Source organism: Acinetobacter towneri (genome assembly GCF_017498585.1).
GTDB classification, from domain to species: Bacteria; Pseudomonadota; Gammaproteobacteria; order Pseudomonadales; family Moraxellaceae; genus Acinetobacter; species Acinetobacter towneri.
Window position 1 is genome coordinate 864,931 of the sequence record NZ_CP071766.1, and the last position, 24,652, is coordinate 889,582.

A 24,652-nucleotide genomic window follows, 5' to 3' on the forward strand; every position below is an offset into this window, starting at 1 on the left:
GCGGTAGTTTTTAGGATGAGTTAGAGAAAATCAGCGTGATAAAAAAGCCTGCTTTAAAACAGGCTTTCTAATTTTTTTATCGTCTAATCAGTTTGTTATCAAGCAATGTGGCTTTATTTAGCTATACGCCAAATCGCCAAGAAACTTGCCAACGCGATTAAAACAATAGAGACATACCACGGTGCAATAATCGCAATGGAGAGGAAAATGGCCATAATGCTGCCAAAAATCCAGCTGCGTTTTTGCTGATGTTCCATTTGTAGACGCATGCTTTGTAATTCATGCAATTGTTTGGAATGCCAAGCCGATTGGTTTTTTAAACCATTTAAACTGTCAATCATTAAACTTGGTAAGTCTTGCGCACCCAGTAACAGGTCGGGAATTTGCTGCCCAATTTCTTTGACATTTTTGACTGGATTCATATTGGCTTTAATCCAATCCGTTAAAATTGGTTTTGCAAGTTTCCAGATATCCAGTTCTGGATATAAGTCTGTGCCCAAGCCTTCAACATGCACCAATGTTTTCAGGAGTAGCATCAATTGCGGTGGAATTTCCAAATGGAAACGACGTGCAATATCCATGACCTGAATCAGAATGCCTGCAAAGTCCAATTCGTGCATCGGTTTAGACACCATTGGCCCGACAGTACGGCGCATTTCACGGGCGAGAGCATCTTGATCTGTGCCCGGTGGAATCCAGCCAGCTTGGTGTACCACTTGAATCAGCTGCATAAAGTTGCTGTTCATCACCGCCAGCAACATACGTGCTACGGTCATTTGGTCATGCTTGGACAGCTCGCCCATAATCGCACAATCTAGCGCAATAAAACGCGGATTATTCGGATTGATGGTTTCCACAAAGACGTTGCCAGGATGCATATCGGCATGGAAAAAGTTGTCACGGAACACTTGGGTAAAGAAAATCGTGAGGCCTTTTTCTGCCAAATCGGCACGATTCATCCCCAAACGATCAAAGGTTGCCGTGTCGGAAATTGGCACACCTGTAATGCGCTCTGCCACCATCACATCTTTACTGTCCATATAGACTTCAGGCACGTACATCATGCTTGAGCCTGTAAAGTAGTGACGCATGCGGCGGGTGTTATCCGCTTCTAAGGTCAAATCCAGTTCGTTGAGAATAATTTGACGATAGTCCTGAATAATTTCAGATAAATGTAGAGCGCGTGCCGCTTCCAGACGTTTTTCCAGTGCTGCACCGAGCCATTCCAGAATTTCAAAATCTTGTAGAATTTGCTGGCGAATATCGGGACGGGTGACTTTAACGACGACTTCACGACCATCATGCAAGGCAGCGGTATGGACTTGCGCAATGGAGGCTGCTGCTAAAGGTTGCTCATCAAAACGGGCAAACAGGGTGTTGATGTCTGCCTTGAGCGATTGCTGAATTCGCATTTGTGCCACGTCAGAACCGAATGGTTTGACACGGTCTTGTAGCAACACCAATTGCTGTAAAACTTCAGGCGGAATCAGGTCACGACGCGTAGACAGCAATTGCCCAAGTTTAATTGCCAATGGTCCCATTTCTTCTAAAGCTTCTTTGAGCTTCAGCGGGTTTTTACGTTCTTTACTTGACCAAGCCGCAGGGTGCATGCGAATAAAACTGAGCGCATGACGTGCCTTTTCTGGTAGTTCTTCCGCAGGAAACAACGTGTCGAGTCTATAGTGCGCGGCAATGCGCCAAAGTTCGAGTAAACGTGAAACGTGCGGAATCATAAAGACTTATTCCCTAGGGTTGAGTGGAGTTTAAGGTGTCAGAAGCGGTATCTGGCTGTGCATCAAGCTGCGCTTGTAGCTGTTGAATTTTGGCTTCGGCGCGGTCTAAATTTTGTTGAAAAATGCGCGTGTCTTGTTGTAAGTCATCCATTTGCCAGCGTGGGGCAAATAGACCACTGTCTTCTTTTAGGGCATCTTCAGCAAAGAACAAATGGCTGTGTAGACTGCGTTTTAAATGCTTGGGTGCAAGCTGAATTTTGCCAACTTCATGAGCCAAAGCAGGACCAATCCAAGGGCTTAAATGTGCGGCCAAGTCTAGTTCAGCCTGCTGCATAATGCGCTGAATATCTTGTAAAAGATGATAGTCACCTTGTAGGGGAATATTGCCCACTTCATCGGATAGCAACAGTTTGAGCAATTGCACCACATTTTTAACATGCAAAGTGGTCGTTGCGGGGCTGATATTTTGCGCTTGATCAAACGGGCGTTGCTCAAAAATAGAAGGCTGCTCGCTGTGACCTGTTGCAGTAGGTTCTAAACGAACTTTGTTGTCATCAAAAAAGACATCTACAGAAAGCTGTGGCGAATCGAGCACCACACGCAACATTTTGCCGTGTAGTTGGTTGAGCTGGATGCGAGTAATCGCATCCAAATCAATAACATGATGAATCAGTTTCTCAACTGCACCAAGGGCGAGAATTGACCACATTGCGGTACGCCTTAGAGTTTAAAACCACGGTGAACGGCAACAATACCACCAGTCAGGTTGTGGTAATCACAGTTTTGGAAGCCTGCCTGTTCCATCATGCCTTTTAAAGTGCGTTGATCTGGGTGCATACGAATAGATTCAGCCAAGTATTTGTAGCTTTCTGAGTCGTTTGCGACAATTTTACCCATCAATGGCAATGCTGTGAATGAATATAAATCGTAGAGTTTTGAGAACGGTTCAAATACTGGTTTTGAAAATTCTAAAATCAATAAACGACCACCCGGCTTGAGTACGCGGTACATCGCTGCCAAAGCTGCATCTTTATCGGTCACGTTACGTAAACCAAATGAAATAGTCAGTAAGTCAAAGCTGTTGTCTTCAAATGGTTCTAAAGTTTCGGCATTCGCCAACACGAAATCGACATTGGTACAGCCTGCATCAATTAGACGGTCACGGCCAACATTCAGCATAGATTCGTTAATATCTGACAGTACCACATGACCTGTAGGGCCAACTTCACGGCTAAAGACTTTGGCTAAGTCACCCGTACCGCCTGCAATGTCCAGTACGCGCTGACCACGACGTACACCTGACATATTAATCGCAAAGCGTTTCCATAAGCGGTGAATACCAAATGACATTAAGTCGTTCATAATGTCGTATTTGCTTGCAACCGAGTGGAAGACTTCTGCGACTTTCTGGGCTTTATCTTCACTGCTGACGGTTTGGTAGCCGAAGTGTGTGGTTGCACCGACATTGCCTGTGTTGGCACCGCGCGGCAAATTATATTTTGGCACTGAACCCGTAACAGGTGTATCCGTTAATTTTTGTTCTAAAGATTGTTGCTGACCTTGTGGAGCGCCTTGCGGTAGAGGTTCGGTTAAGAATGGACTCACTTTGTCTGTTGGTTGTGCCGACTCGGGAGTAGCGGTAGGCGTTTGATTTTCATTCGACATTGGAGTCACTCCTCAGGATAAAAAGGCTTAAGGCTGCAGTGTATGCATGATGACAGATTCTAAGCACTTGTACAGTAATCATCATGCAATTGTTATGAATAATATACAGAAAAAACCAAAGATAGCGTAAGTGTGCTGAATAAGTGTTGGTTATTTCACACATTGGGATTATGAAAATGGATGTAAATCACCTGCATGTACTTTGGCAATAATTTCCCGTTCTGTGGTAGTAAATTGCTTCACAAATTTCTCTGCAGACTTTAATGGTTTCATGGCTAAAAAGCCATCTTGCATAAACTCATACATAATTTGAAAACTGTATTTTTGCGCCGCGCCTTTACACATTTTAAAAGCGGTATAGACCACAAAAGAGCGCATATATTTATCTAGGTTTTTACCCAGTTCATCCAACATATTTAATTGTTTTAAGCGTGCTTCGCCCTGATCGAGCTTTAAATAAGTCAGACGCATCATCTCATCATTTAAAGGCATATTTTCAGGATAGTCCTGTAGCAATTGTATCGCGACTTGTTCATCTAACTGCACTGCCAAAATCGCTAGACTTACCCCAGAAGTCCCTGTTTTTATTGCATTTTCAGGGATGATTTTTTCAGCTTTGTGTGCATATTTCAGTAGGCGAGCAATTTGACCTGCCAAAGCGTCAAAATCTGGACCGCCATATAAGCGGTTTAAAAAATATTCAGCCATCAAGACATTGTGCTTTTCGGCAAACTGTGTGGCATGGGTGCGTTGCATACGCTGTTTTTGCCATGCTTGAACATCTTGTAAGCGTTGAAAAAGCATAGGATTTTTATGATATTTAAATTGATAATACAGTTCTAACAGCTCATCTAAAGCAGCAAGTTTAGACATAGGGTGTCTCATTATTGAGTTGAATGGGCAAATCTTAATGTGAGTTTGATCTCGTCGCTATGACAAATTACACAGAATTCCAAACGGCAAAGGTCAGTGTGTGAGATTAATCTACAAAAATACGCGAAAAGTTGTTAAAAAATGGGTCGATATTCGTATACTGATCAAAGTCTGTCGCTCATTCTAATATCGTAAATATAGACGAATGATCAGCAGAGCTTAAATAACACAACAATAGGGTAGATGATGTCACAAGCACATACTGAATTTAAACTCATGGAAGAAGAACAACTTTCAGTCGAGCTAATTGAAGCCCAATATGCTTTAAAAAATACCAAAGGTGAAAAAAATGCCAAAAGTTTGCTGATTTTAGTGAGCGGCATTGAATTGGCGGGGAAAGGAGAGTCGGTCAAACAACTTAGGGAATGGGTCGATCCGCGTTATTTAAGGGTAAAAGCCGATGCGCCACACCCGTTTAATCCCAAACAGACACTTTGGCAGCCTTATGCACGTTTTATTCCTGCCGAAGGTCAAATTATGGTGATGTTTGGCAATTGGTATAGTGACTTATTAAGCACAGCCATGCATGTGTCTAAAAAAATTGATGACACCATGTTTGATAACTATGTCGAAAAAATGCGTGCCTATGAAGAAGACTTAAAAAATAACCATGTGGATGTCATTAAAATCTGGTTCGATTTATCGTGGAAATCACTACAAAAACGACTAGATGATATGGAACCGAGCGAAGTGCATTGGCATAAATTGCACGGCTTGGATTGGCGCAATAAAAAGCAATATGACAGCTTGCAAAAGCTGCGCCAACGCTTTACCGATGACTGGATTATGATTGATTGCGAAGATGAAACCATCCGCGATCAACAATTTGCACAGCATATTTTACGTGCTTTAGAGCATTGTCCTGTGCATCCGACCAGTTCGGGCATCACTTGGCAAGCTGCAGAAATTCCAGAAGTTTTGCTTAATCCTGTATCTGAATCGGTCAATGAGGATGACTATAAAGCAGAGTTAAAGAAACTCACGAAAAAAGTGGCAGATGCACTGCGTTTAGATAACCGTAATGTCAGCATTGTTTTTGAAGGAATGGACGCAGCAGGCAAAGGCGGCGCGATTAAACGGATTGTAAAAAAACTGGATCCGCGTGAATACGAAATTTACACCATTAGTGCACCTGAAGCCTTTGAAATCAGTCGTCCTTATTTGTGGCGTTTTTGGACGAAAATTCTGCCTGAAGAAAAAATCAATATTTTTGACCGTTCTTGGTATGGGCGGGTATTGGTAGAACGTGTAGAAGGTTTGATTAGCCCACTGGAATGGCAGCGTTCTTATGACGAAATCAACCGTTTTGAAAAAGACTTAAATGATCATCAAACTGTCGTCATCAAATTTTGGTTAGCCATTAGTAAAGATGAGCAGGAGCTGCGTTTTAAAGCACGTCAGGAAACCGCACATAAGCGTTTTAAAATTACAGATGAAGACTGGCGCAACCGTAGCCGTTGGGATGATTATTTGGTGGCAGCGGCAGATATGCTGCAACGTACCAGTACCGAATATGCACCGTGGCACATCATTCCGAGTAATGACAAAAATGCAGCACGTTTGGAAATTTTAAGAACCATCTTGAAACAACTCAAGGCAGAATAATCTGCCTCGAGGATGCAAAGACTGCGTGTTAAGTTAGCTGAATTTGAGCCTGTTTAGTTTAAAAATTAAGCATTCACAACTTTGGCTTGTTTAAGCTGAATGCTTTTTGCCAGTTTATAGCTTTCTTCAACATGCGTTTCGGCAATTTTTTTCATAATAAAATAACCCAAACCTGCTGCCACCATTTGTCCACCCAATGGAATAAACTTGGTGACTTGTTTGGTGATGTACTTGGCTGCGACATTATTCAGGGATTTTTTTACTGCAGTACGCGCCACGACTAAGCCTGAAAATTCCACACCGCGTTTACGCAATTCGCTCCAGTGGACTTTTCGGGTTTCAGGATCATACACGCTGACTTGCTCAGGAGATAAGCCAAAACGTGCATTAATTTCTGGAATCAGTTGCGACAAGATGCCCACATCAATGACAACGTCTAAGAACGGCACAGGAATGATGGCTGCACCTGCAGAAAAATAGGCACGTTTTTTGACCAGTTCTAGGCATTCTGCACGAATCATTTCCAAGTCTAGGCTTGGATCAATACTGTCTGGAATTGTCTCTCTTTTTATCATAAGTACAACCTTAAAATGGCGGATAATCGTATGCTGTTTGGTAAATTAAACCACTTTATTCAAAGCACTTTTTGAATAAAGTAGGCAATAAAAGTATGCTTGTAAAGTGTCATACACCGTTGTAAGTGTATAGCCAATAATCTTTATTCTTTTGTTGTGCTTGAGGCAAATGATAGATCAACGGCCTTCTAGTACATTTAATACATTCTTATTCAAAATAAATTAAAGGATACCTTATGGCGATTCATGTCATACAAAGCCAACGTATAGAAGTTTTAGTCAATGAAATGCTGAAAACCATACGTCAACCGACATCGAATCCGCTTCAGGTGCTACAAACCCAGCATTTTATTGTGCCTTCAGTGGCAGTAGAAAAGTGGCTGACGGAAAAAATAGCCGAGCAAAAAGGCATTAGTGCCAATACTGAATTTCATCATCGTATTCGTGCCTTTCAATGGGCCGCTTATCAGGCAGTTTTAGACGATAAAGATCGGGTGCGTCAGGCAAATATTCCGCGTATTGTGATGCAATGGCGTGTGTTTTATGACTTACAACCGTGGATACAACACGAACAAAACCCACTTCCTGCCGAGCATGCTTTACATCGTTTGATTCAGCGAATTTATGACAGCGCAGAGCAATTGTCACAGGGTTTAGAAAAGCAGCTCAAAAAGCAAAACATGCTGTATTGGGTGGCAGATAAAGTTTCACGTTTATTTAGCAATTACATGGTTTATCGTGGTTTTTGCCAAAAAGGCTGCGAGGGTGTCTGCCAATGTCAAAGCAATTGGTTAGCGGTTTGGGGACAGCAGAAACGCCTGAACTTAAAGCAGCAAATTTATATCCCTAAAAACTTTGAGAGCGAAGAAGAAAAACAAGCGGCATTGGAAATAGCCGCATTTACTCAAGAGCAAGCCGAAGAATTAGAGCAATGGCAAAGTTGGTTGTGGTTGCATATTTTTCATGCAGATTTTGAAAAAATGCAGGAGATTGATCTGCAATTTTGGCAAGCTTTGGGCGAGCCTGAAAATCCAAATTCGTGTATTAACAAATTACCCAAACAGTTGGTGATTTTTACCTTATTGGATTTGCCGCCAAGTCAGTTGCTGTTTATCCGCCGTTTGGCGCAGTATATGGATATTTTTATTCTGCATTACAACCCATCGCAAGAATATTGGGCAGACATGGTCGATCCTAAGTGGAAATTAAACATGGATGCGCGAATCAAAAGTCGTTTTATTCGTGAGATGGAAAGTCAAAATAAAACCGTAAGTGATGATGATATTGCTGCATATATCAAAAAATATAATGGCGAATTTAATGCCGATATGCGCGAGTCACATCATCCTTTGCTGACACGCTTTGGTAAACAGGCACGTGATCACTTTTCTTTATTGGCGGCGTTGTCAAGTGGTGATGAAGGCGAGTGGTATGATCTTTTCCCTGAAGAAGAGCCGCAGCATTTACTGGGTAAAATTCAATCGGATGTATTGAATTTGGTTGAGCCAGTCGCGCAGGCGTATGACTTAGATCCTGCCGATGAGTCATTGCAAATTCATGTGTGTCATTCAAGTTTACGTCAGCTTGAGGTACTCAAAGATCGTTTAATTGCATGGCTAGGACAAGATGACAGCCGCCAAGCCAGTGATATTTTGGTATTGAGTCCGAAACTCAAAGAACAAGAGTCTTTAATTCGCAGCGTATTTGCTGCACCGCCAAGTGAGCGTGATCTCTATCAGAAAGGACAACAAAAAGCACAGCAGAATCAAGCTACTTTAGGGCATCAACTCAGTCAAGATAGTGTGTATTTGCCTATTCAAATTGCAGGCATCAGCTCTTTAGACATTCATAATGCTTGGCGTGCGGTGGTTGGGCGTATAGCGCTAGTACAAGGACGTTTTAGCTTTGAGGAGTTTGGCGACTGGTTGAGTTTGGCTGCCACACAACAGCGTTATGCCTTGAATTTAAACAACATTGAGCGCATGAATGAGTTGTTGGCCAATGCAGGTTTTAAACGTGGTTTAGATGCCGAGCATTTAAAACGCAGCCTGAGTGCAGATGATCAAGATTATCGGTTCAGCTTAAAGTTTGCTTTAGATCGTTTGGCTTTGGGCGTTGCAGTGCCAGAGCATTGCGTGGTTCAGCACACTTTAAGTTATGCCGATGTGCAAAGTAGCGATTTTGAATTGATTTTTAAACTGGTTCAAATTTATCAGGATTTTGCACAGCGCCGTGATTGGCTAATTCAGCATGAATTGGGGCAAGCCAAAACGGTGGAATATTGGCTTAAACAACTGATGCAAGACCTGAGTGAGTTTCAGGATGCAGGGGTAGATGTGTTGGCATCGGTGTTTAGTTTGGTGCAAAAACATGACCGTATGCTGACCTTAGCCAGTTATTTTGATGTGCAGTCGGGTCAAGATTTGCGTCATTTAAGCTTACCGCTGGATTATATTCTGCAAGAAATTTCAGCCCAGCTCGAAACCCAACTCGAACAAGCCAGTCCATCGGGCGCCATTACCTTTAGCCAAATTGGTGCAATTCGTCCGCTGCCATATAAGTTGATTGTGATGTTGAATTTGGACAATGGCGTGTTCCCAAGTCGTGATCAGCAATTGGCTTTTGATTTGATGCAACTATTAAAACCACAACTGGGAGATCGTTCACGCATTGAGGATGATCAGGGGGCGTTTTTAGACAGTTTATTGTTGGCGCAAGACAGTGTTTGGTTATTTTATAACGGTTTTGATGTCAGCGATGGTGAGGTACGTGATCCATCCGTGCTGGTGCAGGAATTTGTGCGGCATTTGGAATTGATTGTGAAACATCCCGATAGGGCTAGCGATTCACGCTTAAACTTGAACGGTGTCGAGATTCCTGCGCAATTGAAATCTCTTTATTACCTGCATAGTTTGCAACCTTTTGATCAACTGCGTTTTGCCGAAAGCCGTGAAGTTCGCTTTAAAGATCAATGGTATCGGGTTGCCAAACAAATGCAGCAAGAAACCACACCACGCGAAGCATGGTTTGGTGAATATCCATTATTGCCACAAGACGTGGTGGTACTCGACAGTATGCAATGGATTCGAGATGTGTGTTTCCCTGCGCGTGCCTATTTAAAAGCGATTGGGGTCGAAAATTTACAATCCGACACTGCTGCAATGAACCACGAGCCGCTGATTTTAAATGGCTTGGAAAAATATAGTGTGCGTGATTTTTTACTGCAACATGGCGAGCAAGATGCAGAAAGCTTGTTGCAAGATACCTTGCCTGTGGGTAAAACCTTAAATGCCACGTTTCAAACGGGACTGCAAGAACAGCAATATTTACGTGACACACTCCAGCAATTTGCAGACGAGGCAACCACAACAACGCAACAGCTTTGGAAAATGAATCCGCATTTGCATATCCGTATTCAAGTGCCTGAACAGCCGACAAAGCTTTGGTGTAGCGTGGTGGCAGCGAGTGCCAGACCAAGAAAATATGCCGAAGTGTGGTTGGAATATTTGTTTTGGGTGGCCTATCAGAACACAGAACATCAAGATTTAGAGCGGATTGTGGTGTGTAAAGATGCGGTGATTCATTTTGCCAATATCCATGCACAGCAAGCACACGAGTATTTAGCCCAGTGGTTTGAGTTCTGGAAACACGCACAGCAATATCCTGTGTTATTGCCTGCGGCTTTGGTTTTAAAAATGAAAGATAAAAAAGAATTTGAAATTCGGTGGGATGAAGCTCAGTCCGATCAAGTTTTGAATATGGAAAGCTTCGTAAAACATTGGCATGACGGTGCTAGGAGGAGCTTTATTGATGAAAGTGAGAAAAATCACCCAGACTGGTCATTTATTTTTCAAGACAGTGAAACTGAACCGTTGTTGATTGAGGCATTTCAGCAATATAGCCATCGACTGTATCAGCCCATCATTGAAAATTATGAATCTGCGAAAAATCTTCAAAAACAAGGGGAATCTGCGTGAACTCATCTAGCCCATTCCCAATTTGTTATGACCCAATTCAAGAGATGCAATTCAAAGGCTTGCATTGGATTGAAGCATCGGCAGGTACAGGAAAAACCTATACTTTATCTAGTTTGATGGTGCGGATTTTCCTGAAAGATTATTTGCCTAATCAGGTGATTGCGACCACATTTACCCGTGCCGCAGCAGCCGAGCTAAAAAGTCGTATTCGTGCACGTTTGCTTGAAACCCAACAATATATCGATCAGTGTTTAAACCAGTCTTTAGATCAGCGTGCCCTTGCAGAAAAAATTACACAACTACAAGACCCTTTACTCAAAAATGTTCTGCAGGAATATCGCTTAAAACTGGACTATGCCAGTTCACGTTTGAACTTGGTGATTGCACAACTCGATGAATTATTTGTCGGAACGCTGGATAGCTTTAGCCAAAAATTATTGCGTGAATTTTCCTTTGAAAGCGGCAAAATTGAGCGCGCCAATATTACCGACCAAGCATCGGTCTATACTGAACAATTGGTGCATGATGTGCTGCGTGAATGGATTCAGGCACAGCCTCAGCATGTTGTGGACTATATGCTGTTATGTGGGCGGTTGAAATCTGCAGCAGACTATGAGGGGTTGGTCAATACCAGTTTGAATTTTGCATCGGCAGAGATTCAAGGCATAGATCAGGCACAGTTGGAGGTTCAGGATTTAGCAGAGGCGTTGCAGAATTTAGCCAGTATCACCATGACGCAAATTGAAGAATTAAAAGAATATTATGATGGTGAATATAGCTTTAATTTTTCCCATTATGTCGCGGGGAGTGATAAGAAGGGGTTGCAGCCACTATTTACAGTGACTTTGCCAAAACTGATTGAAAAAATTAAGCACAGCCCTTTAGAACATTATTTTAATTCACATCTTGCCGCATTGTTTAATGCGGTCTTTGCACTATATTTGAACCAAGACGGTAAGCTCAGAAAATCAATTTTTAACAAAGCGAAAGCGCCATGTACGCAAGAGGTGCAAGATGCTTTTTTTGATCATCCTGTAATCCGAAAAATTAAAGCAGTTGTGGATGCCAAACTTAATTTTGAGCGTCAAATTGAATTGGTGGATACCAATTTAAAATTCTATTTGGTACAACACGTCAAGCAGCGTTTACCGCAACTTTTACAGCAAAAAGGGGAAACCACTTTTGCCCAACAAATTCGCAGCTTAGCCGAAGCGTTGCAGGGCGAACGTGGGCAGCGTTTTGCGCAGTTTGTGCATACCCGTTATCCACTGATTTTGGTGGATGAGTTTCAGGATACTAACCAAGATCAAGACGACATGCTGGCGCAAATTTGGCGTAATCCGAAGTGGTATGCGCGCGGTTGCATGATTATGGTGGGCGATCCTAAGCAGGCGATTTATGGTTTTCGCGGTGGCGATATGCTGACCTATAACAATGCCCGTGATGACGTGCTGAAAAAGCAAGGTCGCATTTATTCACTCAGACAAAATCATCGTTCAGTGAAAGAGTTGGTCTGTGTGGTGGACGAGCTATTTCAACGCCAACCCGCTTTTGGTGAAAAAGTGATTTATGAACCTGTCATTGCAGGTTCACGTCCTCATCCTGCTTTAATGGATCGGCAACAGGTCAATCCTGCACCGCTGCGTTGGGTGACGGTGGAACATGATCAGGATGAATCCATTCAAATTGCATGGAAAATTCGCGCGTTATTAAATCAAGGTATCGCAGGCGATTTATATTTTGATCATTCTGAAGGCAAAGTTGCTTTGCAAGCTGATGATATTGCCATTTTATCGACCAGTCATCAAAAGCTAGATCAAGCCCAATACGAGCTTGAGCGGATTGGAATTCAGGTCAATAGAAGTAGCCAGCGCAGTGTTTTTACAGGCTTTTTAGCCAAAGATGTGGCGGCAATTTTAACTGCAATTTTACATCCTTATGATGAAGCCAAGGTCAAGCGTGCCTTACTGACACGTTTATTGGGTTATAACCTGCAACAGTTGATTGAACTTGAGCAACAGGGGTTAGGTCAGTTTATTTATGACTTCGACTGCATTCGGGAAATGTGGGTCAATAAAGGCTTTTTAACCGCATGGAATTACTGCCTGAACTTATTTAAAATTTGGGAAAATTTGGTGGCAAAACGCAGTTTTGACAATGAACGGCATGTGGTGAATTTACGCCATTTAACCGAATTGCTGAGTCGTCAAAGTGAACGCCATCAAGGGGCTTACATGCTGTATTACTGGTATTTACAGCAAGTTGAATCACCTGCCAAACGCGATTGGGAAATTGAACGAAAACTTTCTAATGCGGCAGGCGTGAAATTGATGACCATTCACCAGTCCAAAGGCTTGGAGTTTAAAGTGGTCTTTTTGATGTCGGCAGATCAGCCGCCCAAATCTGACAAGTCTGCTTTGGTGTTTGCAACGCAGGAAGAGCAAGGCATTGAGCAACGTATCATTGCCATTAAACATAAAGACATAGATGCCACAGCAATGCAGCAGCACAGTGAGCGCCGTTTGGCAGAGTTGAATCGGCTTTGGTATGTGGCACTCACCCGTGCCAGTTATCGGGTCTATGCGATGCTAAAACAGCCTACGCCTGCAAAAGAAGGTAAAAAAGAGGCTGCACCAAAATCTGCTGGTTTAAATGTCTGGCGTTTACAAGCGCCAAGTTCAGCAGAAATTGCAGCAGCATGGAGCTGTGATGAAGCACCTCTGACACAATTGGCGGCAGCATTACAACTTGAACAAGTGCAAGAAATTAAGATTGAAGCTGCAGATTTTCCGCAGCGTCGCTTTTATCCACGAACCAAAACCAGTTTTAGTGGCTTGGCACAACATTTACCTGCCGCCATGCGTAGCGATACTTTGGCATTGGCAAGCGAGGAGCAGGCTGCTGCTGCCGACGAAATCAATCAGGAACCTGTCGAAACGGAACAGGAAATCGTACAGGTGGCTCAACCGATTGCATGGATCAAAGCTAATTTTCAGCGTGGTACTCAAGCGGGGAGTTTTTTACATAAACTCTTTGAATATATCGACTTTCAAGCCAGTCATGATGACATTTTTGAAGAAGTCAAACGCCGTTTTCATAACGACAAAGAGTTTAATTCAGATGTGTTATTGGTAGATTTGATTGCAAAACTCGACACTGCCAAAGGCAGCGCGACTGTGCAGGAAGCAGATATTTTTGCGCACATGACCGAGTGGCTGAAGGATGTGTTGAATACTCCTTTGCACGATACTTTCCAGCTTTCCGCCTTATCTACTGCACATTATTTATCAGAGTTTCCATTCTATTTGGCGTTGGCAGATCAGCGCTTATTTATTCAAGCAATTCAGCAATTGTTTGAAGATGCGGGACATCCTATTCAAGATTTAAATGAAGCCGCTACTGCGCGTTATCTGACAGGCTCAATTGACTTGGTTTATTTTGATGGGCAGTGTTATCACATTGCCGACTATAAGAGTAATTATTTGGGTGCCGATCAGCGCGATTATGAAAAAACCAACCTTGAACACAACATGACCCAATCGAGTTATTGGTTACAAGCGGCCTTGTATTTGGTGGCGTTGCACCGTTATTTGGGCAGTCGTTTGCAAGATTATGATATTCGGCAACATTTGGGTGGAGCCAGTTATTTGTATTTGCGTGGTATGCAGGGGCAAGCAGGGCAAGGGGTTTGTCATTGGCGGCCAGATGCGGAATTTATTCTGCAACTAGATCAAATATTGGGTTACTTTGAACTTAAAAAATAACGCTAAGTCAGCTTATCGACTTAATAAAACAATTGCTTATCCTGTGGATAACTTTGAGGATAACTGTGTGGAAAACAAGCATATTCACTTAAATTCAGCTCAAACGCCAATGCAGGCGTGGATGGATTACCTATGTCAGCCGCCATTTAGCAATGTCACTTTTGATGCTTCAGCGCAAATTTTGATGCAACAGGTACTCGATGCTATTCAGCAAGGGGATAGCTGTATTCCTGCAACCGCAGAACAAGTGGCGGCATTGCAACATTTGCACATGAACTTGCAGCGTAGCGCTTTAAATCCTGATCCACAAATTGCACCGTTTGTATTTGATGGGCAGCGTTTGTATTTGTATCGCTACTGGAAACTGGAACATCAGGTTGCTAGCGATATTTTACGGATTCAGGCGCAGCCGCCTTTGTCCTTTGAATTACAAGCCGAACAGCTTAATTTATTGCAAGATCCACAGCAGCAAAAAGCGTTACAGACTGCGGCAACTCAAAGTTTAAGTATTATCACTGGTGGGCCAGGTACAGGAAAAACCTATACTTTGGCGCATATTGTTGCGGTGCTTAATCAAGCTTTGCCAAATATTCGGATTGCGATGGCTGCACCAACAGGCAAAGCGGCACAGCGGATGGATGAAGCTTTGCAAAATGCCTTGAATAGTCAAGCTTTACAAATGTTTAATGTCGATGCTTTACGTCAATTACGACCCGTGACTTTGCATCGTTTATTGGGCTTAGGCAATACAGGCAAGCCACGTTTTCACGCTAAACAACCTCTACCTTATGACGTGATTGTGGTCGATGAAGCGTCGATGCTGGATTTAAGCCTGTCACAGATGTTATTGGCTGCCATTCCTGCGCAGGCACGTTTAATTCTGTTGGGCGATGCCAATCAATTGGCTTCAGTCGATGTCGGTACAGTATTGGCCGATTTACAGCAAGTGCCTGAACTCGCAAATAACCGTGTCAATTTAGTGACCACACGTCGTTTTGCTGAAGGTGCAAAAATTGGCGCAATGGCGAAGTTTATTCAGCAAGAACATTCTCCTGCACAGGTTTTGGCTGAGTTTGAACAGCAAGTCGTGGCAGCAGGTGAATTAAAGCCAATTCAATTTAAGCAAGTCGAAATAGATGCCCTACAACTGCAATATTTACCTCAGCAAAATGGGCAAATTTCAGCGGAAAATTTAGCGCATTATTATGATCAGCTGATGTATGGTTATCAGGCTTATGTAGCGGTATTAAAAGCACATACTTTGGGCTTGGAACAATCAAGTACAGCATTTCAAGCGCATGTTGAGAATGTGGTGAATGTATTTGATGATTACCGTATTTTAACCGCAATTCGTCATGGTCATTTGGGTTTACAACAACTGAATTTGCAGATTGAAAAACGCTTGTTGCAACAGTTAAAACAAACCAAACATGGCGATTGGTATGCAGGACGCCCCGTCATGATGACCTATAACGATTATCAACTGGGGTTGTCGAATGGTGATATTGGCATCTGTTTTATGCGAGAGCAGAATGATCAGCGCCAGTTTGAAGTATATTTTCCAAGTTTAAATAAGTGGGTGCCTGCAACACGCTTACCTAAAAATATTGAAACCGCATTTGTACTTACTATTCATAAATCGCAAGGTTCTGAATTTACTCATACAGCTGTGGTGTTGGATGCTGCGGCAAAAAACTTGCTGAGTAAGGAGCTGATCTACACTGCCATTACCCGTGCTAAAAAAGTCGTAAGTTTGTTGGTTGATGCGCAAGCTTTGCAGCAAGCTTTGATGATTCGTACCCGTCGCAGCAGTGGTTTATTAGCCAGAATTAATGACGCTTTGGATTGTTAAGTAAAACTGAATAAGAGATGGTTTTGTACGAAATGGCTTACATTGATTCGAGAAATTTGCGCATAGAGATTTCAAGATCTTTTTGAGAAGATGACTTCACATAAAAAGCTCAATAGGGATAGTTGAGCATAATCGCAGAATAATAACGATAAATGTCGAAAGACAGCGAACTGACAGGACGTTAGTGAGAAGAGGAAACTTACAGCCGCTAAGCCTTGTAGTTTTGGGAGAGACTACAGGGCTTTTTTATGCCTGTAAGTTTGGGTGATTTGCAAAATGCTGACAATGCTTACCTGTTGTAAGAAAAAGCTTACAAACAGATACGAGAAATACGACTTCTTTCACTTTAGTATTGTGGCAAAATCTACCACACAAGGACGTGAAAGCAAGAACAGGAATGTTCAGAGAATAAGACGCGAAAACGCGCAAATAACCACAATAAACAAGACAATAAGAATAATAAGACAAGAAACTACAGCGCAAAAAACAGCCCGAGCTATGCTCGGGCTGTTTTATTTTAACGGCAAAATATTCCAGTGGATGAAAAGCAGTTGGCAAAATATTACATATTATCAATCATATGCAATTGTATATTTATTTTCCTTAGACACTTTATACCTAACATGATGTGTATACCCTTAGCATAAATCATACTTTTATTGGTACATCTCAAAATTAAAAGTGCTTGTTTGTCGTTCTGTTTTGCAATCGGCACGTTTTTGCCTTAAAATAATGCCCTTGCTGTAGTGATGCACGGCAGTCAATTGAGCAATCAATTGATCGGTATCAAATCTTTTTATTAAGCATCTCGGAGAAATCGAATGGCTTTAACAAACGCAGATCGCGCAGAGATCATTGCTAAATTTGCTCGTGCTGAAAACGACACTGGTTCACCAGAAGTTCAAGTAGCACTTTTAACTGCTCAAATCAATGACTTACAAGGTCACTTCAAAGAGCACAAACACGACCACCATAGCCGTCGCGGTCTAATCCGTATGGTTAACCAACGTCGTAAGTTACTTGACTACCTTAAAGGCAAAGATGTGACTCGTTACAGCGCATTGATTGCTGCTTTAGGTTTACGTCGTTAATTCGATTTAAGCTTTTATTTTCGGACTATTGCATGTTGAATGCTGTATTACTGAAAACTAAAGTATATCTAGCCTTGGCTAGATCAGTGGAAGGGGCGAATGATTCGCTCCTTCTTTGTGTTTAAAAATCGTGTTTCATTCGAGTGAGGTCGGCTTCTAAGCTTTGTCATTTACCTAAACAATTGTATTGTGAATGCCAAACCTTAGGGGTCTCCACGAGAATAATTGTTCACAAGAACTAGGAAAAAATAAAACATGTCGATGTTTAATATTATTCGTAAAGAATTCCAATTTGGTCAGCACCAAGTTGTACTTGAAACTGGTCGTGTAGCGCGTCAAGCCAACACGGTGATGATTACTATGGGTGGCGTGACTGTATTGGTTGCAGTGGTTGCTCAACCAACAGCAAAAGCGGGTCAAGATTTCTTCCCACTGACTGTTAACTATCAAGAAAAACAATATGCTGCAGGTCGTATCCCAGGTGGTTATGGTAAGCGTGAAGGCCGTGCTTCTGAAGCAGAAACTTTAATTTCACGTTTAATTGACCGTCCAATTCGTCCGTTGTTCCCAGAAGGTTACTACAACGAAATTCAAGTTACTGCGACTGTTGTATCTTCTGACAAAACCATGGAAGCTGACATTGCTGCAATGTTAGGTACGTCTGCTGCACTTGCAATTGCAGGTACACCGTTCCGTGGCCCAATTGGTGCGGCACGTGTGGGTTTAATCAACGGCGAATACGTGCTTAACCCGAACTTTGAACAAATGGCGCAATCTGACCTTGACCTTGTGGTTGCAGGTACAGAATCTGCTGTATTGATGGTTGAATCTGAAGCAAAAGAACTTTCAGAAGACCAAATGTTAGGCGCAGTGCTTTACGGTCATGACGAAATGCAAATCGCGATTCAAGCGATCAAAGAATTTGCTGCGGCTGCAGGTGCAACTGAGTCAACTTGGACTGCTCCAGAGAAAAACGAAGACCTTCGTGCAAAACTAAAAGAAGCGTTTGAAGCAAAAATTTCTGAAGCGTACACCATTGCGATCAAACAAGACCGTTATGCTGCATTAGATGCACTTCAAGCAGAAGCAGTTGCGCAATTCGTTCCTGAAAATGACGAAACTGGCATTGCAGATGACTTGAACGAACTCTTTGAAGATCTTAAATACCGTACCGTACGTGACAACATCTTGTCTGGTAAACCACGTATTGATGGTCGTGACACCAAAACCGTTCGTGCGCTTGACGTACAGGTTGGCGTTCTAGACCGTGCGCACGGTTCTGCATTGTTTACCCGTGGTGAAACTCAGGCTTTGGTTACCACCACTTTAGGTAATACACGTGATGCCTTGATGGTTGATACCTTATCGGGTACTAAAACTGACAACTTCATGTTGCACTACAACTTCCCTGCATATTCAGTAGGTGAAACAGGTCGTGAATCTGGCCCTAAACGTCGTGAAATTGGTCATGGTCGTTTGGCACGTCGTGGTGTGCAAGCAGTTCTTCCTGCAGCAGATCGCTTCCCGTATGTGATTCGTATCGTATCGGACATCACTGAATCAAACGGTTCATCTTCTATGGCGTCTGTTTGTGGTGCATCGTTATCACTTATGGATGCAGGTGTTCCATTGAAAGCACCAGTTGCGGGTATCGCAATGGGCTTAGTGAAAGAAGGCGAGCGTTTCGCTGTACTTTCTGACATTTTGGGTGATGAAGACCACCTTGGCGACATGGACTTTAAAGTTGCGGGTTCTGCCAACGGTATTACTGCATTGCAAATGGACATCAAAATTGAAGGCATCACTGAAGAAATCATGGAAGTTGCATTAAACCAAGCTTATGCAGGTCGTATGCATATCTTAAATGCAATGAACCAAGTGATTTCACGTGCGCGTCCAGAAATTTCAATGCATGCACCAACTTTCCAAGTGATTAACATCAACCCAGACAAGATTCGTGACGTGATTGGTAAAGGTGGTGCTACCATCCGCCAAATTACTGAAGAAACTAAAGCGGCAATTGATATTGAAGACAACGGTACAGTGCGCGTATTTGGTGAAACCAAAGCTGCTGCACAAGCTGCTGTTGCAAAAATTCAGGCTTTAACTGCTGAAATCGAGCCGGGTACAATTTACACAGGTAAAGTAATCCGTATTGTTGAATTCGGTGCGTTCGTAAATATCCTTCCGGGTACTGACGGTTTACTTCACATTTCTCAAATTTCAAATGAGCGTATTGCCAACGTTGCAGACGTGTTGAAAGAAGGTCAGGAAGTGAAAGTACAGGTTGCTGATGTAGACAACCGTGGTCGTATCAAATTAACTATGAAAGATATCGAACAAGCGTAATGCTGTGTTGATGATCTGAAATGGTCAAAAAACCCGTATTCAATCTGAATGCGGGTTTTTTTATGCTAAAAATTTTGTTGCATCGTACAAACCATCTTTGTTGTATGAAAAGCGGCATAAATTACAGCATGTATTTGAAAAGAAGCCTGATCCATGCTTAAACTGAGTACATCTTAAAATCTCAAAAAACCGTACAAGAAAACTGAAATAGAGTGCCCGTTCTATGCAAAGTTATTATTTTTATCTGCATATCAATCATAAAACCAATATTTATGTGCAAAAACAGCCAATTGAAGGGCTTGAGCCTGAATTTATCTGGATTGATTGCACCCGTGATGATGTGCTTAACCGTGCAGAACAGTGGCAACAAGAGATTTTTCAGTACAGTCAATTATCGCTCAATGAATATCATGTGCGCGATATTTTAAATATAGAGCATCCATGTGCGTTTGATACTTTAGATGATTATGACTTATTGATTTTCCGTAAACTGATCACACCCGAAGACCGTATTGCAACAGGGCAACAAGTCGGGGAGAAACATGAACGGATTTTTGGACTGGCCACTACGCCGATGAGCTTTATTATGACACCGCAGATTTTGATTAGTGTGCGGGAACAGGGCAATAAAGTCATGGAAAGCTATTTGTCACGTGTGGAAGCAGCGGTACAACGCCCGATTGAAGAACAGAATAAAGCACGCAAACTGGCAGCAACACCGTTAGACTTAACCTTGCGTTTACTGAATTTGGTAGCGGATGATTACTTGGATATTCGCATGCCGCTAACCCGCCGTGTGGAATATTGGCAACAAGAGTTGTTGCAGGGACATCGTCGTTTTACCCGTTGGCATCAATTGCTGCAAGAAAATATGGCGTTTCAGCAAGTTGAAAATTTATGTGAAGAGCAAATAGAAGCCTTGCAGGAATTGCGTGATGAAATTGTCGATAACTACCCACATTTACGTGGCAAAAAACGTAGTGAACGGCAGGATATTATTTTGGTACGTTTGGATGATTTGACCAGTCACATTGAACGAATTCAAAAGCATACCATTCGCTTACGCTCTGCAGTGCAAACCGCAATTGATCTGCATTTTTCTGCTATTGCCAACCAGACCAATGAAAACATGCGGATTTTAGCCATCATTACCGCAGTTTTTGCACCTTTGACTTTATTTACAGGGGTGTATGGTATGAACTTTGAGTTTATGCCGGGGCTGAAACACGCACAGGCCTTTTGGATCATGCTTGGGGTAATGGTGATGACTACTTTGTTGTTGCTGTATTATTTTTATCGTAGGCACCTTGTCGGTCTGGGTGAAAAAAGTGTGATTGATATGTTGGCACAGCAACATAATGACCAACCCATGAATTTATTTTGGTTTTTAGACTATGAACCCATTAAGCAAACCGTGAAAGGCACCATTAAAGAAGTTGAAAAACTGACTAAAATTAAATAATCCAGAAGATAGACTTGCAGATGTGGTGATAAATTGAGTTCCACATCCAATATATGTCACAAGATAATTCGTTGATAAAAGTTGTCCACAGACCTCAAAAGTTATCCATAGGACTGATAAGCTTATCCACAGATTGAACCAGATAGGCAGACACTTAGCTCAAGATGGCAGTTTTTTGAATGCTGTTTTCAGACTTGAATACGCCATCTTGTTTTGCTTTTTGTCTTTTCTTGCTGTGTCCTGCATTTGATCGTATGAGGATTTGCAGTTCAGACTTGTATGTATTTTTAAGCCAATTGATCATTTTGTGCATTACGCAGCAAGTGATACATTTCATCTTTTAGTCTTAATTTTTTGCGTTTCAGCGCTTCAATGTCATCATTAATTTGATGCACAGGATCAAGCTCTAACTGGCTGATTTCACGGTCTAGCTGTTCGTGATCTTCAAAAATTTTTGAAAAATGTGGATTGCTGTCGCGTAATCCCTGAATTAAATAACGAAACTCAGGAAACATATTTTTAATCTTCTTGTTGCAGTCTTTAGTTTTCATTGTGTAGATCATTCTCATCAAAAAAATTTACGGGCATAGAAAGAAAAACGCTCTAGCAAGGTGATGAATCACACAACTAGAGCGTGAGGATTAACTATGTTGAAAATTCAGATGTTTAACTTCTTTACGTAATTTTTGTACTTCATCAATCAGGTCAAGCATCATGGCGACAGCTGAAAAACTGGCATCAAAATCACGTTGCAGCCGATAGGCTTGGCGTGCACGGTTGATATCTTCACCAAAAAATTGGTGGATACGTTCGGCAGGGCGGGAAGGCAGGATGTCATATTCTAAAAGTTGTAAGACCCATTCAGGGCTTTGCCCACACGCTTCGGCAAATTTTTTTAAATCTAACTGGGTAAATTCTTCAATAATTTCTGTGTGCTGTCCGTCTGAAGTGATTTCACGATATAAAATAGTGGTCATGGCATACTCCTTCTGATCGAATTCAAACGAGTTGGCTCGCCTGAAATGAGGGATTGCTTTACATCAATAATTGGTGGATATCCAATAAGTGATTCTCTTTAATTTAGCCTGTGTACGCTGTAATAGAATCTTTTATTTGTATTCCTTTGGTGAAATTCAGCCAACCCTTTGCTGTGCTCACGCCTGTTATATTGATGTGTCAATTTGGCTTGTGCGTATAGATGTCTTATAGATATTAGTCTATTTTTTATTCAATGCCATCCTTTATTTCAATATTTTGGATTGAACGGTCGTACGGTGTTTAAAAGGATTGTTTCAAAATTTGGTAATAAAAAGGGCTCTTTAAAAAGAACCCTGTAAATCAATATCTTAGTTTTTGGAATTAGTATTTTACCCAAGTCACGCTGCGACCAATCACTGAAACACCTACATAGCCACGTAAGGTGAGGCGCTTACCGTTAGCGCTTAAACGAGCTTTGCCTTTATAAACTTTACCGCCAATTGGGTCTAAAACATGACCTTGGTTAAATTCACGTGGGTTTTTAGCATCTTGTTTAAAGCCCCAAATAAATGGCAAGCCAATAAAAGGTTTATTCTTTAAGTTACCTGGACAATTGCTACAAATCACCATTTTTTCTGCACCCGGAATATTACGGGTTTCCACGATAATGCCTTCATAAGTGCCATCTGGCTTTTTGCGAATTTCGACATCGGCACGTGAATAACCTGTGCGGTCATCAATGGTTTTCCATTTACCGACCAGTAGATCGCTTTCTGCAAAGCCAACACTTGAGAGGGTTGTTAAAACGAAACCCGCAAAAATCCCTCTGAAATTTATTTTCATGAACAGCATCCCCAAAATTGTTATTTTAAAAAATAGAGTAAAAATTCTATTTCGGGTTTTATAGCAAGAATGTAATAAACAAGCAAATTGAGCAGTGTGAGATGTCAGGCAGGAAAAGATATAAGTGTTATGGAGTTGGTAATTTAAATCTAATCATTCCGATAAAAGTGTGCAGAACACAGCTTTTATCGCATTGGTGAGGAATAATATCAGTATTTCACCCACGTCATTTTGCGGCTGGCATTGGTGGCAAGGTCTACATTATAAAGGGTTAAATGTTTGCCATTGCTGCTTAAACGTGCACGAGTTTTATATTGTTTACCTGTGCGCGGGTCTAAATAGTCACCTTCATAAAATTCAATTTGATTGCTTGGCGTAGCTTTTAAGTGACTTAATGGCACAAAACCTAACAGTGGCTTATCTTTATTTTTACCCGTACAGAGTGTGCAATTTTCCAAACGCGGTGCGCCAGGAACCGCACGTAGTTCTATAATCGTAGCGGCATACGCACCTTGTTTATCTTTACTCATGACTACGTCAGACAATGAAAAACCTGTGCGGTAGTCTAATGTTTTCCATTTGCCCAAAAGTGGGTCTGCATTGGCTGCATAAGCTAAACTTGAACAGCAAATCGCGCTGATGAATGCTAAACGAGAAAAGAACAGGGTGTTCATAAAATCAATATCCCAGAGAAGAAGCAGCCTAAAATATATAAAGGCATAAAAAAAATATGGGATTATTTATACCCAATTTACGCGGTATTTTCTAGTAATTGCATGAAAGTTTTGTGAAATTAATCACATGAAAAGTAATAAAATAATAGGTTTTGACGATGGTCATCACGTAAATAAAAAATGAGCATAATGTACTGCTCATTTTTGATGAATTTTCAGCATTACATCACATATTAATCATGGTATTCACCATGCCATTTAACTGAGATGTTCTCCAAATAAACCTAAGGCTTCTTCGGCACTAAAGCTATATTGTGTGCTGCAGAATTGACAATCCATAGTAATAGGGTTCTGATGTTCCAAAGTTTCACGTACCGCAGCAACACCAATTTGCATTAAGGCATTGGCACAGCGCTCTTTGGAGCAAGTGCAACCAAAACGTAAGGCTTCCACTTCAGGCAAACGCACTTGTTCTTCATTGTATAAACGGTACAAAATTTCATTGACGTCTAAATCAGTCAATTCTTCCGCTTTTAAGGTTTCAGTCAGCATGGTCACACGCGGCCATAAATCTTCATCGACCCGTTGTTGTTCTTCTTCACTGTTACGCGGCAACAATTGAATCAGCAAACCGCCCGCACGTTCGGCATTGCTTGCCAACACAATACGAGTTGGAATTTGTGCCGATAAGTCGTAATACTGCATTAAACATTCAGCTAAATTGGCTTTGTCCAAAGGCACAATACCTTGATAACGCTCACCAAATTCAGGCTCGATATTAATAAACAGTACAGGACTGACCAAACTTTTCAGGACGGTACTGCTGTCTTCAGCGCTTAAAAAGCGCGGGTCTTGTTCGTAGTCTGCCAACGCACGCACTTCACCCAAGTGGTTACATTCCGCCATGGCCCATTTAAATGTGCCAGATGCCTGAATTTGTAAGCTAATACGCCCTTTAATTTTTAGGGTACTGGCCAGTAGGGCAGTGGCGCAAAGCATTTCTCCCAACAACACTTGTACCGCAGGCACATAATCACGTTGTTTCAAAATGGTTTGCAAAGCTTCTTCGAGATGAACTACTTCACCACGAACAGGGCTATCTTCAATAAAAAAGCGTTGGCGTAAATCAGACATAAAATTCTCCATAACCC

The 24,652-nt window shown here is 41.9% G+C and carries 17 protein-coding genes; 7 read left to right on the forward strand and 10 right to left on the reverse strand.

Annotated features, from left to right (window positions below; genetic code table 11):
* Positions 1-113: 113 nt before the first annotated feature.
* The 4 genes from J4G44_RS04105 to J4G44_RS04120 form a co-directional block, all read right to left on the reverse strand.
* Positions 114-1,733: an ABC1 kinase family protein gene (locus J4G44_RS04105; RefSeq protein WP_096901336.1), complete on the reverse strand. Its 1,620-nt coding sequence runs from the start codon at positions 1,731-1,733 to the stop codon at positions 114-116.
* A gap of 13 nt (positions 1,734-1,746) precedes the next feature.
* Complete coding sequence (locus tag J4G44_RS04110) at positions 1,747-2,442, reverse strand: ubiquinone biosynthesis accessory factor UbiJ (protein ID WP_004975904.1); 696 nt, start codon at positions 2,440-2,442, stop codon at positions 1,747-1,749.
* An 11-nt stretch (positions 2,443-2,453) separates the two neighbouring features.
* Positions 2,454-3,398, reverse strand: a complete 945-nt coding sequence (ubiE, locus tag J4G44_RS04115; RefSeq protein WP_004975907.1) for a bifunctional demethylmenaquinone methyltransferase/2-methoxy-6-polyprenyl-1,4-benzoquinol methylase UbiE — start codon at positions 3,396-3,398, stop codon at positions 2,454-2,456.
* A 168-nt stretch (positions 3,399-3,566) separates the two neighbouring features.
* Positions 3,567-4,271 carry a DUF8198 family protein gene (locus tag J4G44_RS04120; protein ID WP_004975910.1) on the reverse strand — a complete coding sequence of 235 codons (705 nt, stop codon included), beginning with the start codon at positions 4,269-4,271 and terminating at the stop codon, positions 3,567-3,569.
* 246 nt (positions 4,272-4,517) lie between these two features.
* Here J4G44_RS04120 and pap point away from each other — a divergent pair, with 246 nt between their 5' ends.
* Positions 4,518-5,936, forward strand: coding sequence for a polyphosphate:AMP phosphotransferase (pap, locus tag J4G44_RS04125; RefSeq protein WP_131261094.1), 1,419 nt, complete (start codon positions 4,518-4,520; stop codon positions 5,934-5,936).
* 65 nt (positions 5,937-6,001) lie between these two features.
* Here pap and J4G44_RS04130 read toward each other — a convergent pair whose 3' ends face one another.
* The gene (locus tag J4G44_RS04130) at positions 6,002-6,511 is read right to left on the reverse strand and encodes a hypothetical protein (RefSeq protein WP_218944916.1); all 510 of its coding nucleotides are present in this window, start codon (positions 6,509-6,511) and stop codon (positions 6,002-6,004) included.
* Positions 6,512-6,747: 236 nt separating this feature from the next.
* Here J4G44_RS04130 and J4G44_RS04135 point away from each other — a divergent pair, with 236 nt between their 5' ends.
* The 6 genes from J4G44_RS04135 (at position 6,748) to J4G44_RS04160 (ending at position 21,006) form a co-directional block, all read left to right on the forward strand.
* Entirely contained in the window at positions 6,748-10,488 is a 3,741-nt protein-coding gene (locus J4G44_RS04135) for an exodeoxyribonuclease V subunit gamma (RefSeq protein ID WP_207973874.1), read from the forward strand.
* A gap of 44 nt (positions 10,489-10,532) precedes the next feature.
* Positions 10,533-14,252: a UvrD-helicase domain-containing protein gene (locus J4G44_RS04140; RefSeq protein ID WP_207973946.1), complete on the forward strand. Its 3,720-nt coding sequence runs from the start codon at positions 10,533-10,535 to the stop codon at positions 14,250-14,252.
* 109 nt (positions 14,253-14,361) lie between these two features.
* On the forward strand, positions 14,362-16,104 hold the full coding sequence (gene recD / locus J4G44_RS04145) for an exodeoxyribonuclease V subunit alpha (RefSeq protein WP_218945015.1): 1,743 nt from the start codon (positions 14,362-14,364) through the stop codon (positions 16,102-16,104).
* An 821-nt stretch (positions 16,105-16,925) separates the two neighbouring features.
* Positions 16,926-17,195 carry a 30S ribosomal protein S15 gene (rpsO, locus tag J4G44_RS04150; protein WP_004975922.1) on the forward strand — a complete coding sequence of 90 codons (270 nt, stop codon included), beginning with the start codon at positions 16,926-16,928 and terminating at the stop codon, positions 17,193-17,195.
* Between the two features lie 261 nt (positions 17,196-17,456).
* The gene (gene pnp, locus J4G44_RS04155) at positions 17,457-19,544 is read left to right on the forward strand and encodes a polyribonucleotide nucleotidyltransferase (protein ID WP_171257431.1); all 2,088 of its coding nucleotides are present in this window, start codon (positions 17,457-17,459) and stop codon (positions 19,542-19,544) included.
* A gap of 223 nt (positions 19,545-19,767) precedes the next feature.
* Positions 19,768-21,006: a magnesium transporter CorA family protein gene (locus tag J4G44_RS04160; protein WP_207973875.1), complete on the forward strand. Its 1,239-nt coding sequence runs from the start codon at positions 19,768-19,770 to the stop codon at positions 21,004-21,006.
* A gap of 287 nt (positions 21,007-21,293) precedes the next feature.
* Here J4G44_RS04160 and J4G44_RS04165 read toward each other — a convergent pair whose 3' ends face one another.
* From J4G44_RS04165 to hslO, 5 genes are all read right to left on the reverse strand, one after another.
* Positions 21,294-21,557, reverse strand: coding sequence for an HP1242/YdcH family protein (locus J4G44_RS04165; RefSeq protein WP_207973876.1), 264 nt, complete (start codon positions 21,555-21,557; stop codon positions 21,294-21,296).
* A gap of 90 nt (positions 21,558-21,647) precedes the next feature.
* Positions 21,648-21,983, reverse strand: a complete 336-nt coding sequence (locus J4G44_RS04170) for a chaperone modulator CbpM (RefSeq protein WP_096901332.1) — start codon at positions 21,981-21,983, stop codon at positions 21,648-21,650.
* 382 nt (positions 21,984-22,365) lie between these two features.
* Positions 22,366-22,827 carry a DUF2147 domain-containing protein gene (locus J4G44_RS04175; RefSeq protein ID WP_004975935.1) on the reverse strand — a complete coding sequence of 154 codons (462 nt, stop codon included), beginning with the start codon at positions 22,825-22,827 and terminating at the stop codon, positions 22,366-22,368.
* 209 nt (positions 22,828-23,036) lie between these two features.
* Positions 23,037-23,501: a DUF2147 domain-containing protein gene (locus J4G44_RS04180; RefSeq protein WP_004975938.1), complete on the reverse strand. Its 465-nt coding sequence runs from the start codon at positions 23,499-23,501 to the stop codon at positions 23,037-23,039.
* A 258-nt stretch (positions 23,502-23,759) separates the two neighbouring features.
* Positions 23,760-24,635: an Hsp33 family molecular chaperone HslO gene (hslO, locus tag J4G44_RS04185; RefSeq protein ID WP_004975941.1), complete on the reverse strand. Its 876-nt coding sequence runs from the start codon at positions 24,633-24,635 to the stop codon at positions 23,760-23,762.
* Between the last annotated feature and the right edge of the window lie 17 nt (positions 24,636-24,652).

Bases quoted from the DNA above. Each gene is read 5' to 3' on its own strand.
- J4G44_RS04105 (WP_096901336.1), bottom strand. From the start codon at position 1,733: ATGATTCCGCACGTTTCACGTTTACTCGAACTTTGGCGCATTGCCGCG.
- J4G44_RS04110 (WP_004975904.1), bottom strand. From the start codon at position 2,442: ATGTGGTCAATTCTCGCCCTTGGTGCAGTTGAGAAACTGATTCATCAT.
- ubiE (WP_004975907.1), bottom strand. From the start codon at position 3,398: ATGTCGAATGAAAATCAAACGCCTACCGCTACTCCCGAGTCGGCACAA.
- J4G44_RS04120 (WP_004975910.1), bottom strand. From the start codon at position 4,271: ATGTCTAAACTTGCTGCTTTAGATGAGCTGTTAGAACTGTATTATCAA.
- pap (WP_131261094.1), top strand. From the start codon at position 4,518: ATGTCACAAGCACATACTGAATTTAAACTCATGGAAGAAGAACAACTT.
- J4G44_RS04130 (WP_218944916.1), bottom strand. From the start codon at position 6,511: ATGATAAAAAGAGAGACAATTCCAGACAGTATTGATCCAAGCCTAGAC.
- J4G44_RS04135 (WP_207973874.1), top strand. From the start codon at position 6,748: ATGGCGATTCATGTCATACAAAGCCAACGTATAGAAGTTTTAGTCAAT.
- J4G44_RS04140 (WP_207973946.1), top strand. From the start codon at position 10,533: ATGCAATTCAAAGGCTTGCATTGGATTGAAGCATCGGCAGGTACAGGA.
- recD (WP_218945015.1), top strand. From the start codon at position 14,362: ATGCAGGCGTGGATGGATTACCTATGTCAGCCGCCATTTAGCAATGTC.
- rpsO (WP_004975922.1), top strand. From the start codon at position 16,926: ATGGCTTTAACAAACGCAGATCGCGCAGAGATCATTGCTAAATTTGCT.
- pnp (WP_171257431.1), top strand. From the start codon at position 17,457: ATGTTTAATATTATTCGTAAAGAATTCCAATTTGGTCAGCACCAAGTT.
- J4G44_RS04160 (WP_207973875.1), top strand. From the start codon at position 19,768: ATGCAAAGTTATTATTTTTATCTGCATATCAATCATAAAACCAATATT.
- J4G44_RS04165 (WP_207973876.1), bottom strand. From the start codon at position 21,557: ATGAAAACTAAAGACTGCAACAAGAAGATTAAAAATATGTTTCCTGAG.
- J4G44_RS04170 (WP_096901332.1), bottom strand. From the start codon at position 21,983: ATGACCACTATTTTATATCGTGAAATCACTTCAGACGGACAGCACACA.
- J4G44_RS04175 (WP_004975935.1), bottom strand. From the start codon at position 22,827: ATGAAAATAAATTTCAGAGGGATTTTTGCGGGTTTCGTTTTAACAACC.
- J4G44_RS04180 (WP_004975938.1), bottom strand. From the start codon at position 23,501: ATGAACACCCTGTTCTTTTCTCGTTTAGCATTCATCAGCGCGATTTGC.
- hslO (WP_004975941.1), bottom strand. From the start codon at position 24,635: ATGTCTGATTTACGCCAACGCTTTTTTATTGAAGATAGCCCTGTTCGT.